The following is a 15939-nucleotide window of genomic DNA, read 5'->3' on the forward strand; positions in this document are numbered from 1 at the left end:
GGTTACTTCCCCTGGGCGGGTGCGGCGGCGCCCGGCTGGCCCTGGGCGGGCTTGGCGTTCGGGTTCCAGGGCTGCGGGGTGACCGGCATGCCCGGCCGCAGCATCATCGCGCCCTCGACGATCACCTTGTCGCCTGGCTTGAGCCCGCCGGTGACGATCCAGCTGTCGCCGGCGGTGCGGCTGGTCTGGATCGGGCGCGGCTCGATCTTGTTCTCGGCGCCGACGATCAGCACCGTCGGATTACCGCGCTCGTCGCGGCTGACGGCGCGCTGGGGCACCAGCATCGCATTCTGCTGGGTACCCTCGACGAGGCGGGCGCGGGCGAACATGCCCGGTAGCAACAGGCCGTTCGGATTCGGGAACAACGCGCGGATCACCTGGCTGCCGGTGGTCTCGTCGACGGTCACGTCGGCGAAGCGCATCGTGCCCTGCGGCCCGTAATTGGTGCCGTCCTCCAGCGTCAGCGCCACCTTGGCGTTGCCGTCACGCGCGACCTGGCCGGCCAGGATCGACTGGCGCAGCTTGAGGATGTCGGCGCTCGACTGCTGGATGTCGACATAGATCGGGTCGAGCCGCTGGATCGTGGTCAGCGCATTGGCCTGCGAGGCGGAGACCAGCGCGCCGGTGGTGTAGAGCGAACGGCCGATCTTGCCGCTGATCGGCGCGCGGATCGTGGTGCGGGCGAGGTCGATCTCGGCGGTGGTGAGCGCGGCGCGCTGGGCAGCAACGTCGGCGCGCGCCTGGGCGGCGCTGGCGACGGCGTTCTCCGCTTCCTGCTTCGAGATCGCGTTGATCTTGACCAGCTCGCCATAGCGGCGGGCGAGCGCCTCGCTGGTGGCGATGGTCGCCTGGGCGCGGGTCAGCGCGGCGCGGGCGCTGGCGACGGCGGCGCGATAGGGGGCGGGGTCGATCCGGTAGAGCGGCTGGCCCTGGCGGACCATGTCGCCTTCGGTGAACAGCCGCTCGAGGATCAGGCCGTTGACCTGCGGGCGCACGTCCGAGCTCTCATAGGGGCTCAGCCGGCCGGGCAGCTCGCTGGTGAGCGGCACCGCCTGCTGCTGGACGACGACATAGGAGACGGGGGGCGGTGCGGCCTGCTGTCCGCCCGCGCCGCCGGGGGCGCCGCCACCCTGCTGCTGGGACTGACCGCCACAGGCGGCGAGGACAAGCGCGAGAGCCGGCGCGGTGTGACGGAAAAAAGTCATGCGGATGCCTGCCGTTATGATATATGTGAGTGAACGATCGCTCACATTCGCCGCTACTGCGAAGTGAGGTGGTCGGTCAAGACGGTTTCAAGGGTAACACGGATGGCAGAAGCCACGGAAGCAGGCGGCGTTCCGCACCGCGATAAAGCGCTGTTGCGGCGCGAAAAAATCGTGTCGGCAGCGCGCAGGTTGTTCATTGCGAACGGTTTTCACGCCACCGGCGTGGCCCAGATCGCCAAGGAATCGGGCATTGCGGTAGGTCAAATCTATCGCGATTTTTCTTCGAAGGAGGCGATCGTCGCACAGATCGTCCGGGCCGACTGCATGGATTTTCTCGCGCCCGAGTCGCTGTGCGCGGGCATCCGGAGCGGCGATCCCGAGTTCGTATGGACCTGGCTGGCCGATTTCATCCGCCCGGAGCCCGACGAGTCGGACCCGTTGTTCGCGGAGATCGTCGCCGAGTCGGCGCGCAACGAGCGCATCGCCGCGATCTTCGAGGATACCCGCGAGGACGTGCGCGGCACGATGCTCGCGGCGCTGACGGCGCTGATCCCCGGCGACGCCTTCGCCGAGCGCCGCTGTGCGCTGACCGACGTGATCACCGCGACCGCGCTGGGGCTGATGCAGCACCGCTTCCTCAGCCCCGCCGAGGATACCGATCGCGCTGCCGCGCTGGTGCTCCGGATGATCCGGCACGAGGTCGCCGCGATGCAGGCCGAGGCCGCGGCGGGTTGATGCGCGCGCTGGTGACAGCGCCCGCGCCGATATGCGAAGGCGCGGCATGACCATGGCTCCCCCGTCCCGCGTCGCGCTGTTCGTCACCTGCCTGGTCGATGCGATGCGGCCGCGGGTGGGCTTTGCGGCCCTGCGCACGCTCGCCGATGCCGGGTGCGAGGTGGTGGTGCCGGAAGCGCAGACCTGTTGCGGGCAGCCGGCACTCAATTCGGGCGACCGCGCCACCGCCACCGATTTCGCCCGGCGCAACGTGGCGATGCTGGAATCGTACGAGGCGATCGTCGTCCCCTCCGGCAGCTGTGCGGGGACGATCCGTTGCCACTATCCCGAATTGCTCGCCGGCGATCCCGAATGGGCCGCGCGGGCCGAGGCGGTGGCGGCGAAGACCTGGGAGATCCTCGCCTGGCTCGATGCGCGCGGCTGGCGGCCGGAGGGCGTCGCGCTGCCGGCGACCGCGACCTATCACGACAGCTGCTCGGGTCTGCGCGAACTCGGCATCAAGGCGCAGCCGCGGCGGCTGCTCGGCGCGGTCGACGGCCTGGCGCTGGTGCCGCTCGAGGGCGAGGAGACCTGCTGCGGCTTCGGCGGCACCTTCTGCGTGAAATACCCGGCGATCTCCAACGCGATCGCCGACGAGAAGGCAGCGGCGGTGGAGGCTACGGGTGCCGGGCTGCTGCTGGCGGGCGATCTCGGTTGCCTGATGAACATGGCGGGCAAGCTGCACCGGCGCAGGGCGGACGTCCGCGCCTTCCACACCATCGAGGTGCTGGCCGGCATGGCCGACGGCCCGGCGATCGGCGAAGCGCAATGAGCCGTGCCTTCGACGCGCGGGTCGATGCCGCGCTCGCCGACCGCCAGCTCAAGATCGCGGTCGAGCGCACCGCCGGCACCGCCGAGGCCAAGCGGGGTGTTGCGATCGGCGCCTGGCCCAGCTTCGCGGCGGCGCGCGAACGGGCGGCGGCGATCAAGGACCATGTGATCGCCAATCTCGGCAGCTATCTGGTGCAGTTCGAGGCGGCGGCGACCGCAGCGGGGGCGACGGTCCACTGGGCCGCCACCGCCGACGAGGCCTGCGCGATCGTCGTCGACCTCTGTCGCAAGGCGGGAGCGAAGAGCGTCGCCCGCTCCAAATCGATGCTCGGCGAGGAGATCGGGCTGCCGCACGCGCTGGAGGCGGCGGGGATCGGCCGGGTCGAGACCGATCTGGCCGAGCACATCATCCAGCTCGCCGGCGAGCGGCCCTCGCACATCATCTGGCCGGCGATGCACAAGACGCGCGAGCAGGTCTCCGAACTGTTCCACGCCCGCCACCGCGAACCGCCTGTCGAGGAAAGCATCGTCGCGATGGCGGCGAGCGCCCGGCGGCAGCTGCGCGGCGAGATGCTGGGCGCCGATGTCGGCATCTCGGGGGCCAATTTCCTGATCGCGGATTCGGGCCAAGTCTGCACCGTCACCAACGAAGGCAATGCCGAACTCTCGCTAGTGCCGCCGCGCGTGCATATCGTGACGGCGGGGATCGAGAAGCTGGTCCCCTCGATGGACCATGCCGTGCATCTGCTGCGGCTGCTCGCCCGATCGGCGACCGGCGCGGCGCTGACGCAATATACCACCTTCTATGCCGGGCCGAAGCGGGCAGGGGACCATGACGGGCCCGAGGAGATGCACATCGTGCTGGTCGACAATGGCCGCAGCGCGATGCGCGACGCGGGGCTGGCGGAGATGCTCCGCTGCATCCGCTGCGGCGCGTGCATGAACCACTGTGTGGTGTTCCGCCAGATCGGCGGCCATGCCTATGGCGGCACCTATCCGGGGCCGATGGGATCGGTGCTGACCCCCGCGCTCGACGGTCTGGCGGCGAGCCGCGATTTGCCGGGTGCCTGCACGATGAACGGCAAGTGCCAGGAGGTGTGCCCGGTCGCGATTCCCTTGCCGACATTGCTGCGCGGCTGGCGCGAGAAGAGCTGGCGCGAGGGGCTGGAGCCGGTGACGCTGCGATCAGGGCTGGGGCTCTGGGCCTGGGCGGCGCGGCGACCGTGGCTGTACCGCGCAGGCGTGCGCTGGGCGATCCGGGCGATGCGGCTGGCCGGGCGCGGCTGGATCTCGCGGCTGCCCTTGGCCGGCGGCTGGACCGGCGGGCGCGATTTCCCCGCCCCGGCGGCGGAGAGCTTCATGGACCGCTACCGAAAGGGCGAACGATGAGCGCGCGCGACGCGATCCTGGCGCGGCTGGGGCCGACGCGGGCGGCGGCGGATCTGGCTGCAGAGGCGGCGGCGCTGCTCGCGGGCGAGGAACGCGAGCGGCCGGCGGGGCCGGAGGATCTGGTGGCGCGCTTCCTTGCGCAGCTCGCGCTGCCGAGCGTGGCGGCGACGCATGCGCGGATCAGGTCGCTGGCGGAACTGCCGGGGGCGGTGGCGGCGTATCTCGCGGCCGAGGACGCGGCACCGTCGCTATGGCTGCCACCCGATGCGCGGGTGGTGGGGCTCGACTGGTCCGGGCTGACCCGGCTGGCGGACTGCCCGATCGACGACGGCGCGGTGCTCGCCTTCGCCCGCGCCGGCGTGGCGGAAACGGGCTCGCTGGTGTTCGAGACCTCGCCGGAAGCGCCGATGCTGCCCAACTTCCTGGCGCTGCGCCACATCGTGGTGCTGGATGTCGCCGGGCTGGTCCGCTGGCTGGAGGATGCCGCACCGGGCGGGGCGGTGCCGCGCGCGCACTACTGGGTCACGGGAGTCAGCGGTACCACCGACATCGAAGGCACCTATGTTCGCGGTGCGCATGGACCCCGGTTCCTGCATGTGGTGCTGGTGGGGTGAGGGGCGAGGGCAATGAGCGTCTTGGCGAGAGTCCTGATCGTAGGCGCGGCAGTTGGCCTCGCGACCATGATTGCTCAGCACGTGCGGGTGCGCGTCCAGCGCGATGAAAGCGGGTGGAAGCAGTTTAAGCCAGGCTTCTTGATCTACTTCATGTTGTTCGGCTGTGCGTCGTTCGTTGTACTTGCCGGATCGGCCCTGATAACGTCGGATCCGATGCAACCCGATGCGCAGGAGCAGAACTTTTATGCGCTGTTGGTACTGATCGGCTTTGCACTTGCTGGAGCTTACCCTGTCTGGATCGCGTATGGCCGGTGCGTAATGTGGAAAGGGAGCATGATCCTGGTACGAAGCTGGACGGGTAAGGAACGGCTGTTCTTGATCTCCGAACTGGTGTCCGTGCAAAGGAGCGAGATCTCTGAGGATTATCGTTTGGTATTTCAATCGGGTGAGACGCTTCGATTCTCAACGAATTTGCGGGGTGCCACGCAGTTTATTTTGGATATCGAAGACTATCGCGACAGCATTGAGCACAAAGATCAGGCTTCGCAGACTGCGACATAGAAGGCATTCCGTGCATCCTCCCCTGTAAGGGGAGGTGGCAGCCCGCAGGGCTGACGGAGGGGTGTCGACGCTGGGAACGGAGACCTCCGCCTCCCGCCGGGACACCCCTCCACCACCGCCTTCGGCGGCGGTCCCCCTCCCCCTCCGGGGGAGGATCTTTTCAGCCTTTCAATGCCCCGCCGCTGCGAACTCCACATCCCCTGCCGTTCCCGTAGCGCGCACCCCGAAGCCCAGCACCACCAGGAACGCCACCGCCGGCACCAGCAGCGCGAGGTTGATCCCCGCCAAGTCGGACAGATGCCCCATCGCCGCGGTCAGCACCGCGCCGCCGATGATCGCCATCACGATCAGCGAGGCGCCGATCTGCTTGAGGCGACCCAGCCCGCCGATGCCGATCGCGAAGATCGTCGGGAACTGGATCGACATGAAGAAGCTCGCCGCCACCAGCGCGTAGAGCCCGGTCGTGCCGCCGACGAACACCGCCGCCACGGTCAGCGCCGCCGAGAGCCCGGCGAACACCACCAGCAGCTGCGGCGCCCGGACCTTGCCGAGCATCGCCGCGCCGACGAAGCGGCCCACGCCGAACAGCACCAGGCTGGCGAACAGATAGTCGGCCGCGCCCTGCTCGGTGAGGCCGGGCAGGTTCACCTGGGCGTAGCGGATCGTGTAGCTCCACAGCCCCACCTGCGCGCCGACATAGAAGAACTGCGCCACCACCGCGAAGACCAAAGTCCGGTCGCGCAGCACGGTGCCGAGCGCCTTGGCCGTAGGTACCGCGGGTGCGTCACCGTCGCGGCGGTTATCCGGGAAGGCGATCAGCGCGGCGGCGATCGCGAAGGCGAGCACGACCAGGCCGATCACCAGATAGGGCGTCTGCACCGAGGCGAGCTCGCCGCGCAGCGTCGCGGTCCGCTCGGCGGCGGACATGGCGGCCAGTGCCTTGTCGTCCTGCGCGAAGCTCGAAAGGATGAAGTATTTGCCGACCAGCACGCCGAAGATCGTGCCGAGCGGGTTGGCCGCCTGTGCGAAATTGAGCCGGCGCGCGGCGCCCTCTGGGCTTCCGAGCTCGGCGATCAGCGGGCTGGCCGAGGTCTCGAGAAAGGCGAGGCCGCAGGCGATCACGAACAGCGCCGCCAGGAACCAGCGATACTCGCCGAAATGCGTCGCCGGATAGAAGAGCAGCGCGCCGATCGCGTACAAGGTGAGGCCGGTGACGATCGCCGCCTTGTAGCCCCGCCGCCGCGCGAGCATCGCCGCCGGCGTCGCGAGCAGGAAATAGCCCATGTAGAAGGCCTGCTGGACGAAGCTGGTCTCGAAATCGCTCAGCGTGAAGGCGCGGCGGAAATGCGCGATCAGGATGTCGTTGAGGTTGTTCGCCATTCCCCACAGGAAGAACAGCGAGACCGTCAGGATGATGGCGGGGGTGTAGCGTCCGGCCTTGCTGGCCATGAATCCTCTCCTTGGTGCGACGCCCCTGTTGGGGTCATTCGATGGCGCGGTCCAGATGCGTGTAGCCGCCGTCGACGAACAGCCACTGGCCGGTGGTGTGGCTGGCCCGCCCGGAAAGCAGGAACAGCGCGGTGTCGGCGATCTCTTCCGGCGTGGTGAAGCGATGGCCGAAGGGCACCCGGCGCTCGATTTCCTCGCGCCGGGCGGCGGGGTCGTCGAAGCTCTTCAGCCATTCGGCATAGGCAGGGGTCTCGACCTCGGCCGGCACGATCGCGTTGACGCGGATGCCGTCGCCGCGCAGCGCGACCGCCCATTCGCGTGTCAGCGCCAGCACCGCGCCCTTGGCGGCGGCATAGGCGCTGGTATGGCCCTGGCCGGTGATCGCGGTCTTGGACCCGATATTGACGATCGCGCCCTGCGCTGCCTTGAGGTGGGGCAGCGCGGCCCGCGCCATGCCGAAATAATGGACGAGGTTGATGTCGAGCGAGGCGCGGAACTGCGCCGGGGTCGCCTCGAAGCCGAGATTGTCGTTCAGCCCCGCATTGTTGACCAGCCCGTCGATCCGCCCGAAGCGCGCCGCCACCGCATCGACCGCGGCGACCACGGCGTCGTCCTCGGCCAGCTCGCAGGGGTGGAACAGCCAGTCCTTGCCCAGCTGCGCGGCCAGCTCGGGCCGGGGCGGCTCGCGCGAGACGATAGCGGGGATCGCGCCTTCACGCGCCAGCCCCACGGCAATGGCCGCGCCGATCCCCGACGAGCCGCCGGTGACGATCACGATTTTGCCGGCGAGCTCCAGGTTCATGCGCCGAACCGATACTGGACGAGCGTCTCGGGCTTCATCTCGATCGAATAGCCGGGGCGCTGCGGCGGCATGTACGCCGCGTCCCTGATCACGCAGGGCTCCAGGAAATGTTCATGGAGATGATCCACATATTCGATGACCCTGCCGTCCATGGTGCCGGCAAAGCACAGATAGTCGATCATCGACAAGTGCTGGACGTATTCGCACAGCCCCACGCCGCCGGCATGCGGGCATACCGGTAGGTTGTAGCGGGCGGCGAGCAGCAGCACCGCCAGCGCCTCGTTCACCCCGCCGATGCGGCAGGCGTCGAGCTGGATCACGTCGACCGCGCCCACCGCCATGAATTGTTTGAACAGGATGCGGTTCTGGCACATCTCGCCGGTCGCGACCTGCACCGCGCCGATGCCGTCGCGGATCGCCTTGTGGCCGAGCACGTCGTCCGGGCTGGTCGGCTCCTCGATGAACCACGGCTTGGCGAAGGCCAGCGCGTTGACCCATTCGATCGCCTGGCCGACTTCCCAGACCTGGTTGGCGTCGATCATCAGCTTGCGGTTCGGCCCCAGCACCTCGCGGGCGATGCGGACGCGGCGGATATCGTCCTCCAGGTCGCGGCCGACCTTGAGCTTGATATGATGGAAGCCGGCATCGACCGCTTCCTGCGCGAGGCGGCGCAATTTCTCGTCCGGATAGCCGAGCCACCCCGCCGAGGTGGTGTAGCAGGGATAGCCGTTCGCCTCGAGCGTGGCGACGCGCTCGGCCTTGCCCGCCGCGCGCTCGGTGAGCAGGGCGAGCGCCTGCTCGGGCGTGATCGCATCGGTGAGGTAGCGGAAGTCGATCGCGCGGACGAGCTGCTCGGGCGTCATGTCCGCGACGAGCTTCCACACCGGCTTGCCTTCGGCCTTGGCCCAGAGGTCCCAGATCGCGTTGACCACCGCGCCGGTGGCGAGGTGCATCGCGCCCTTGTCGGGGCCGATCCAGCGCAGCTGGCTGTCGCCGGTCAGGTGCCGCCACATCCGCGCGGGCTCCTCGGCGATCCAGGCGAGGTCGAGGCCGAGGACGAGATGGCGCATCGCCTCGATCGCCGCGACGCAGATGTCGTTGCCCCGGCCGATGGTGAAGGTGAGGCCATGGCCTTCGAGGCCGGGGACGTCGGTCTCGAGGATGACATAGGCCGCCGAATAATCGGGGTCCGGGTTCATCGCGTCGGAGCCGTCGAGCGAGGCGCTGGTCGGGAAGCGGAGGTCGACCGTGCGCAGGCCGGTGATATGGGCGTTGCGAGTCATCAGTTCACCCACCCGCCGTCGATCACATGCACCGCGCCGGTGGTGAAGCTCGCCTCGTCGCTGGCGAGATAGCAGATCAGCGCGGCGATCTCGTCTTCCTGGCCGAGCCGGCCCATCGGCTGGCGGGCGACGAAGGCGGCATGCGCTTCCTCCACCGCGATGCCCTGCTGCGCGGCCTGCTCGGCGACGCGCTGGCGGAGACTCGGGGTGTCGACCGTACCGGGGCAGACCGCGTTGCAGCGGATGCCCTTGGCGACAAAGTCCGCCGCGACGGACTTGGTGAGGCCGATCACCGCCGCCTTGGAGGCGCCATAGGCGTGGCGGTTGGGGATGCCCTTCACGCTCGACGCAATCGACGACATGTTGACGATCGCGCCGCCGCCCTTGGCCAGCATGCCGGGCAGGAAGGCGCGGATCATGCGGTGCATGGCGTGAACGTTGAGGTCGAAGGACAGCATCCAGTCGGCATCGGTGCCGTCGAGGATCGAGCCTGCCGCGACGAAGCCGGCGATGTTGGCGAGTATGTCGAGCTGGCCGATCGTCTCGGGAAGCGCGGCGATGGCGTCGGCGTCGAGCAGATCGAGCACCACCGGCTCGACGCCCTCGAGCGTCGCCAGCGCGGCGCCGTCGCGGTCGAGCGCGAACACCTTGGCGCCCTCGTCGCGCAGCCGCAGCGCGGTCGCGCGGCCGATGCCGTGCCCTGCCGCGGTCACCAACGCGGTCTTGTTGCCGAAACGCATCGCCTCCCCAACTCCTCTAGAACGTTTTCATAGGTCAAAATGACTTTCACATTCTTAGGCGCAAGCCGCGATTGTTCGCAAGTGGCATGACACCGCTCGTCGCATTGGTTAGCCTGACCGTCATGAGCGACAATGCACCCACCGCACCGGCTGACAAATCGCCCGCCTATGCCGCGCCTGCGCTGGAGAAGGCGATCGACGTGATCGAACTTCTCGGCAGCGAGCCGCAGGGGCTGACGATCAGCGAGATCGCGCAGCGACTGGGGCGATCGATCAGCGAGCTGTTCCGGATCATCGTCGTGCTCGATCGGCGCGGCTGGCTGCACAAGGACGGCGCCAGCGATCGCTACCGGGTGACCTACCGCGTGCTGGAGATTGCCCACCGCGCGACGCCGGCGCAGGAGCTCACCCATGTCGCCACGCCGCTGATGCACAGCCTGGCGGCGGCGACGGTCCAGTCCTGCCATCTGGTGGTGGTGAACGGCACGCGCGGGCTGATCGTCGCGCGGCAGGAGAGCCCGGGCCAGACCGGCTTCGCGGTGCGGCTCGGCACCGAGATCGACCTGCTGACCAGCTGCTCGGGCCATGTGCTGCTCTCGGCGATGGATGAGGAGCGGCGCGCTGCGCTGTACCCGAAGGGGCTGCCCAAGGGGCTCGCGGAGCAGCTACAGGCGGTGCGCGCCAAGGGCTATGAATCGATCCCCAGCGCGCGGATGGCCGGGGTGTCGGACATGAGCTGCCCGATCTTCGGCTTCGACGGCCATGTCGTCGCGGCGCTGACCATCCCGTTCCTCGCCGCGATCGACGACGCGCCGCACGTCTCGCAGGAAGAGGCGCTGGCCCTGCTGCGGACGACGGCGACGGCGATCTCCTCGGCGCTCGGCTGGTTCGACCGGGGCGAGGCGCCGGTGGTGCCGAGCCTCTCGGTCGCCAGCCCGGTCCGCCGCCGCCGCGCGCGGATCGGGGAGGGATAGAGCCCGCTCTTCTTCGCCGTCATCCCGGCGGAAGCCGGGATCCATTTGCCAGGGCGATGCGGATCGAGCGGCAACGGAGGCCCCAATGGATTCCGGCTTTCACCGGAATGACGGAGGGGTGGTGGCGTCCCCGTCAACCCGGCGTTACGGCGTAATAGATGTTGTAGCCGACGAAGACCGTCGCGATGATTGCCAGGATGATCAGCGCGACGGCACCGAAGCCTTTGCGGGCGCGTTTCTCGACGGGTTCGGTTCTCGGGTCCATGCGGCGCCTCCTCGTTGAATCTCAACGGAAAGACGCTTCGGCGCACGGATCGTTGCGATCAGCCTGCCAGCAATCCCAGCCGCCGCGCATAGGCTGCGAACAAGGTCGGCCAAGCCGAGGCGGGCACCGTCTTGGGCAGGCGCACGCCGAAGCCGTGGCCGCCCTGGTCGAACGCATGCAGCTCGCCCGGCCGCTTGGCCGCGAGCAGCGCCTGGTAGAGCGCGATGCTGTTCTCGATCGGCACCAGCCCGTCGTCGCTGGCATGGGTAAGGAAGATCGGCGGAGTCTCGGCGTTGACGCGCTTTTCCACCGACGCCGCTTCCAGCGCCTTGGGATCGGCGCCGGCGCCGAACAGCTGGTCGCGCGAGCCGAGATGGGTGAAGGGCGCGGCCATGCTCACCACCGGGTAGATCAGCCCGGCGAGATCCGGGCGGGCGGAAAGCTGGTCGGCGGCGTCGACGGGGGTGTAGACGCGCTCGGCATGGCGGGTCGCCAGGCTGCCGGCGAGATGGCCGCCAGCGGAGAAGCCGATCACCAGCAGCTTGGCCGGATCGACGCCGTAGCGCGTGGCCGAGGCGCGTATCAGCCGCAGTCCGCGCTGGGCGTCGGCGAGCGGCACGGTCGCGCGGTTGGCCCAGCCGTCGGTGGGAATGCGGTAGCGCAGGATGAAGGCGGTGATGCCCTGCGCGTTGAGCCAGCGCGCCTGCTCCTCGCCTTCATTGTCGATCGCGAGGAAGCCATAGCCGCCGCCCGGCATCAGCATCACCGCGGTGCCGTTCGGGTTCGCCGCGCGACGTACGGTGAGCGACGGGCGATCGATGCCGCGCAGCCAGCGATCGGGCGCGGCGGGGTCCTTCGAGCGCTGCTCGGTGCTCGGCTTGGGCAGCGGGGAGGGGGCGCCGGGGGGCGAGCCGGGCCAGAGCGGCAGCACCTCGTCCGCGTCCGCCGCGCCGGCGGGGAGCGCGGCGAGCGTCGCGGTGGCGGCCATGCCGGTGAGCATCGTTCGGCGCGTCAGGTCTTCGAACACGGGCATCCTCTCTTCTGCAACCCGGCAATGCCCGGGTGAAAGTCCAGCTTTCGCGGCGCATTGCCGCTGAATCTGGTAGCGGTACCGCGTGGTTGCAGAATCGCGATCGGCGCGCAACCGCGCACCCGACGCGGCCCCCGACGACAAGAGCGTTGACGCGCGGCTGCGGTATCAAGATGGTATGGCCGTGGTTCAGGGGAGGTAGCAATGATCAGATCAGGATGGCAGCGTCGCGGGGTTCTGGCGGGGCTCGCCGCCCTGCCGGCAGTGGCGCGGGCGCAGACGACGGCGCGGGGGCCCGTGCAGGCCAATTGGCCGTCGCTGGTGGCGAACTACCGCTACCCCGACTGGTTTCGGGACGCGAAGTTCGGGATCTGGTCGCACTGGGGGCCGCAATCGGTGCCCGAGCAGGGCGACTGGTACGGGCGGCATATGTACATCCAGGGCCACCCCGCCTCGGACTTCCATCGCAAGGCCTATGGCCACCCCGCCGATGTCGGCTTCATGGAGGTCCAGAATCGCTGGACGGCGGCGAACTGGGACCCGGAAGCGCTGATGCAGCGCTATGTGAAGGCAGGCGCGAAGTATTTCGTGTCGCTCGCCTGCCACCACGACAATCTGGACTGCTACGACAGCGCTTACCATCCGTGGAACAGTCTGCGCGTCGGGCCGAAGCGCGACGTGGTCGGCACCTGGGAGAAGGTGGCGCGCGCGCACGGCCTGCGCTTCGGCGTGTCCAACCATGCGGCGCATGCCTGGCACTGGTTCCAGACCGCCTATGGCTATGATCCCGAGGACGCGCGCAAGGGCGAGCGCTACGACGCCTTCCGCCTGACCAAGGCAGACGGCGCGGGCACATGGTGGGAGGGGCTCGATCCGCAGCTGCTCTACACCGGCAAGCACATTGTCGCGCCCGACGGCATCGACACGATGCAGGCGATGGGGAAGTGGCACGAGAATAACGATGGCCAGTGGGTCGAGCACGGCCCGGCCGGCGACGCCGCCTATGCGACGCGCTGGCTGCAGCGTCAGGTCGACCTGGTGAGCAAGTACCAGCCCGATCTCTGCTATTTCGACGATTACGAGCTGCCCTTCGGCCCCATCGGGCTGGCCGCGGCGGCCGATTACTACAACCGCTCGATCGCGAAGCACGGCAAGATCGACGTGGTGCTCAATGCCAAGCAGCTCAAGCCCTATGCGCGCTTCGGGCTGGTGCAGGATGTCGAGCGCGGCTTTGCCGACCGGCTGTGGGACGAGCCCTGGCAGACCGACACCTGCCTGGGCGACTGGTTCTACAAGCGCAGCCTCTACACCGAGAAGCGCTACAAGTCGGCCAACGACGTGCTCCAGCGCCTGGCCGACGTGATCTCGAAGAACGGCAACCTGCTGCTCTCGGTGCCCCAGCGCGGCGACGGGTCGATCGACTCGGAAGAGGAGCGCATCCTCGACGATCTCGGCGCCTGGATGGCGGTGAATGGCGAGGCGGTGTTCGGCACCCGGCCGTGGCGTAGCTATGGCGAGGGGCCGACGCAGCTCGCCGCGGGCATGCAGAACGAGGACGGCTTCAAGGGCTTCACCGAGCAAGACGTGCGCTTCACCACCAAGGGCGACACGCTGTACCTGTTCTTCCTCAAGGCGCCGAGCGCGCCGGTGACGGTGCAGGCGCTGGGGTTGAAGGCGGGCCGGGTGGCGCGGGCGCGGCTGCTGGGCGGTGGCGACGTGGCCTTCCGTCAGTCGCAGGCGGGGCTGACCGTGACGCTGCCCAAGGGCCTGGGCACGGTGCCGGTGGTGCGGATCGACGGGTTGCGGCGGGCATAAAGGCCGGCTCCTCCCACCAATCGTCATCCCGGCGGAAGCCGGGATCCATTGGGGTCTCCGTTTTGGCTCCTGCTGCGCCGTACAGGCGAATGGATCCCGGCTTTCGCCGGGATGACGTTGTTTGGATATGTCTCGAAAAAGCCTCGCCAGCGACGGTGCCCGTGCGGGCAAATTCTTCTGTCAGAAGGGGAAAATGGTGCTGCCGGCGAGGATTGAACTCGCGACCTCAGCCTTACCAAGGATGCGCTCTACCACTGAGCTACGGCAGCACTGTTTTCCAACCGCGGCGACCAGCGCCGTGCGGGAGGGGCCTATTTGCTTGGAGACCCGTGATTGTCAACCCGCATCCTGCCGGTTTATCGCTTTTCGCATGAAGGATGTGGATAAGCAGGCCCGACTGGCCGAAAAACTTCGCGAAAACCTGCGGCGGCGGAAGGCCCAGGCGCGCGGGGTGAAGGCGGAAGCGGCCGGGCAGGGGACGGAAGCGCCCCCCGAATCGGCGGACTGAACGATCCTCCCCGTTTCGGGGAGGATCTTTACCTCACCCGATCGGCGCGCACTTGGCTTCGAGCCACGCCCGCTCGGCGCTCTCCAACTGCGGGCCGACGATCGTGAGCACCTCGGCATGGTAGGCATCGAGCCAGGCGCGCTCCTCGGGGCTGAGCAGCTCGGGCAGGATCAGGCTGCGCTCGATCGGCGCGAAGGTGAGGGTCTCGAATGCCAGCATCGGCTTGTCGCCGCCGGGGATCGTCCGCTCGACGATATGGACGAGATTCTCGATACGGATGCCGTATTCGCCGGCCTTGTAGTAACCCGGCTCGTTCGAGAGGAACATGCCCGCCCGCAGCGGCTCCAGCGCCTGGCCGCCCGGATAGGAGGGCGGGGCGATCCGCTGCGGCCCCTCGTGCACCGAAAGATAGGCGCCGACGCCGTGGCCGGTGCCATGGGCGAAGTCGAGCCCCGCTTCCCACAGAGGGCGCCGCGCGAAGCCGTCGATCTGCGCGCCGGTCGTACCGTCGGGGAAGATCGCGGTGGCGATGGCGATATGGCCCTTGAGCACGCGGGTGAAGCGGTCCTTCATCTCGTGGCTGGCGTCGCCCACCGGTATCACGCGGGTGACGTCGGTGGTGCCGTCGCCATATTGCCCGCCCGAATCGATCAGGAACAGCTGGCCGCGCTCGATCGGCAGGCTCGATTCGTCGGTGACCTTGTAGTGCGGGATCGCGCCGTTGGGACCGGTGGCGGAGATGGTGTCGAACGACAGGTCCTTGAGCCGGCCGGTCGCCTCGCGGAACGCGCGCAGCTTGTCGGCGGCGGACATTTCGGTGAGGCCGCCCTGCGGCGCGGTTTCCTCGAACCATTTGAGGAAGCGGCTCAGTGCTGCGCCGTCGCGTGCCTGCGCGGCCTTGTGCCCGGCGACCTCGGCGGGGTTCTTGATCGCCTTGGCGAGGATGACGGGATCGCGCAGCGCGACCACGGTGGCGCCGCCGGCTTCCAGGCCGTCGAATATCGCCGCGACGGCCGTGCCCGGATCGGCGACGACGCGCTTGCCCGCGAAGCCGCCGAGCGCAGGCGCGAACGCCGCGCGGTCCTGGATCCGCACCGCGTTGCCGAGATGCTGGCGCACCGCGTCGGTGACCTTCTCCGGCGCGACGAACAGGTCGGCGGTGCCGTCGGCATGGATCACCGTATAGGCGAGCGCGACCGGCGTGTGAGTGACGTCGTCGCCGCGGACGTTGAAGGTCCAGGCGATCGAATCGAGCGCGGCGATCACCACCGCGTCGGCATTGCGCGCCTGGAGCCAGTCGGCGATCTCGGCGCGCTTGGCGGCCGAGGACTTGCCCGCCAGCGCGTCGTCGAGCACCGCGAGCGGCGCGTCGGACGGGCTCGGCTGGTCGGCCCAGACCTCATCGATCGGGTTGCGGGAGACGGGGACGAGCGTCGCGCCCTTCTCGGCCAGCGCCTTGCGTGCTTCCTCCACCCAGGCGCGGGTGTGCAGCCAGGGATCATAGCCGATGCGGCCGCCGTTCGGGGCATGGTCGCCCAGCCAGTCGGCGACGCTGGTCGCCGGCACGCCGATATAGTCCCACTGCTCGGCCGAGACCTGCTGGCGGACCTGCAGGGTATAGCGCCCGTCGGTGAAGATCGCCGCTTCCTGCGGCAGCACCACCGCGGTGCCGGCGGAGCCCTGGAAGCCGGTGAGCCAGGCGAGCCGCTGGGCATAGGCGCCGACATATTCGGACATGTGCTCGTCGGTGAGCGGCACG

Annotated in this window: 16 protein-coding genes and 1 tRNA gene; 8 read left to right on the plus strand and 9 right to left on the minus strand. The window is 68.8% G+C overall.

Features of this window, described 5'->3' with window-relative positions; all coding sequences use genetic code 11:
• Positions 1 to 2 precede the first annotated feature (2 nt).
• Complete coding sequence (locus tag CA234_RS12405; protein WP_125977513.1) at positions 3 to 1205, minus strand: efflux RND transporter periplasmic adaptor subunit; 1203 nt, start codon at positions 1203 to 1205, stop codon at positions 3 to 5.
• A 102-nt stretch (positions 1206 to 1307) separates the two neighbouring features.
• Between CA234_RS12405 and CA234_RS12410 the strand changes: the two genes are divergently transcribed.
• From CA234_RS12410 to CA234_RS12430, 5 genes are read left to right on the plus strand one after another with little or no spacing between them, the layout of a single operon-like run.
• On the plus strand, positions 1308 to 1940 hold the full coding sequence (locus CA234_RS12410; RefSeq protein WP_206431182.1) for a TetR/AcrR family transcriptional regulator: 633 nt from the start codon (positions 1308 to 1310) through the stop codon (positions 1938 to 1940).
• Positions 1941 to 1986: 46 nt separating this feature from the next.
• On the plus strand, positions 1987 to 2751 hold the full coding sequence (locus CA234_RS12415; RefSeq protein WP_125977514.1) for a (Fe-S)-binding protein: 765 nt from the start codon (positions 1987 to 1989) through the stop codon (positions 2749 to 2751).
• A complete protein-coding gene (locus CA234_RS12420) occupies positions 2748 to 4139 on the plus strand; it encodes a lactate utilization protein B (RefSeq protein ID WP_125977515.1) in 1392 nt (463 codons plus the stop codon). The genes CA234_RS12415 and CA234_RS12420 overlap by 4 nt, the downstream gene beginning before the upstream one ends.
• Positions 4136 to 4753 (plus strand): LUD domain-containing protein, encoded by a 618-nt coding sequence (locus CA234_RS12425; RefSeq protein ID WP_126001826.1) that lies wholly within the window; start codon positions 4136 to 4138, stop codon positions 4751 to 4753. Before CA234_RS12420 ends, CA234_RS12425 begins: the two co-directional genes overlap by 4 nt.
• Before the next feature lie 12 nt (positions 4754 to 4765).
• The gene (locus CA234_RS12430) at positions 4766 to 5314 is read left to right on the plus strand and encodes a hypothetical protein (protein ID WP_126001827.1); all 549 of its coding nucleotides are present in this window, start codon (positions 4766 to 4768) and stop codon (positions 5312 to 5314) included.
• A gap of 168 nt (positions 5315 to 5482) precedes the next feature.
• Here CA234_RS12430 and fucP read toward each other — a convergent pair whose 3' ends face one another.
• Genes fucP through CA234_RS12450 form a run of 4 tightly spaced genes read right to left on the minus strand, consistent with a single transcriptional unit; the run spans position 5483 to position 9588 of the window.
• Positions 5483 to 6763 carry an L-fucose:H+ symporter permease gene (gene fucP / locus CA234_RS12435; protein ID WP_126001828.1) on the minus strand — a complete coding sequence of 427 codons (1281 nt, stop codon included), beginning with the start codon at positions 6761 to 6763 and terminating at the stop codon, positions 5483 to 5485.
• 34 nt (positions 6764 to 6797) lie between these two features.
• On the minus strand, positions 6798 to 7565 hold the full coding sequence (locus tag CA234_RS12440) for an SDR family oxidoreductase (RefSeq protein ID WP_126001829.1): 768 nt from the start codon (positions 7563 to 7565) through the stop codon (positions 6798 to 6800).
• Entirely contained in the window at positions 7562 to 8848 is a 1287-nt protein-coding gene (locus tag CA234_RS12445) for an L-fuconate dehydratase (RefSeq protein ID WP_126001830.1), read from the minus strand. The genes CA234_RS12440 and CA234_RS12445 overlap by 4 nt, the downstream gene beginning before the upstream one ends.
• Entirely contained in the window at positions 8848 to 9588 is a 741-nt protein-coding gene (locus tag CA234_RS12450; protein WP_125977521.1) for an SDR family oxidoreductase, read from the minus strand. The genes CA234_RS12445 and CA234_RS12450 overlap by 1 nt, the downstream gene beginning before the upstream one ends.
• An 86-nt stretch (positions 9589 to 9674) precedes the next feature.
• On the opposite strand from CA234_RS12450, the gene CA234_RS12455 reads away from it, so the two are divergent.
• Positions 9675 to 10562 carry an IclR family transcriptional regulator gene (locus tag CA234_RS12455; RefSeq protein WP_342449828.1) on the plus strand — a complete coding sequence of 296 codons (888 nt, stop codon included), beginning with the start codon at positions 9675 to 9677 and terminating at the stop codon, positions 10560 to 10562.
• 133 nt (positions 10563 to 10695) lie between these two features.
• On the opposite strand, the gene CA234_RS25200 is transcribed toward CA234_RS12455, so the two are convergent.
• A complete protein-coding gene (locus CA234_RS25200; protein WP_277600122.1) occupies positions 10696 to 10827 on the minus strand; it encodes a hypothetical protein in 132 nt (43 codons plus the stop codon).
• 58 nt (positions 10828 to 10885) lie between these two features.
• Positions 10886 to 11860 carry an alpha/beta hydrolase gene (locus CA234_RS12460; protein WP_241213481.1) on the minus strand — a complete coding sequence of 325 codons (975 nt, stop codon included), beginning with the start codon at positions 11858 to 11860 and terminating at the stop codon, positions 10886 to 10888.
• Positions 11861 to 12061: 201 nt separating this feature from the next.
• On the opposite strand from CA234_RS12460, the gene CA234_RS12465 reads away from it, so the two are divergent.
• Positions 12062 to 13672, plus strand: a complete 1611-nt coding sequence (locus CA234_RS12465; RefSeq protein WP_126001831.1) for an alpha-L-fucosidase — start codon at positions 12062 to 12064, stop codon at positions 13670 to 13672.
• A gap of 194 nt (positions 13673 to 13866) precedes the next feature.
• Here the strand turns inward: CA234_RS12465 and CA234_RS12470 are convergent.
• Positions 13867 to 13941, minus strand: a tRNA-Thr gene (locus CA234_RS12470).
• Between the two features lie 101 nt (positions 13942 to 14042).
• Here CA234_RS12470 and CA234_RS24375 point away from each other — a divergent pair.
• Positions 14043 to 14180, plus strand: coding sequence for a hypothetical protein (locus CA234_RS24375; RefSeq protein ID WP_164521799.1), 138 nt, complete (start codon positions 14043 to 14045; stop codon positions 14178 to 14180).
• Positions 14181 to 14213: 33 nt separating this feature from the next.
• Here CA234_RS24375 and CA234_RS12475 read toward each other — a convergent pair.
• On the minus strand, positions 14214 to 15939 hold a 1726-nt coding region (locus CA234_RS12475), incomplete at its 5' end, for an aminopeptidase P family protein (RefSeq protein ID WP_164521800.1).

This window comes from Sphingomonas sp. ABOLE (assembly GCF_003950455.1).
GTDB classification, from domain to species: domain Bacteria; phylum Pseudomonadota; class Alphaproteobacteria; order Sphingomonadales; family Sphingomonadaceae; genus Sphingomonas; species Sphingomonas trueperi.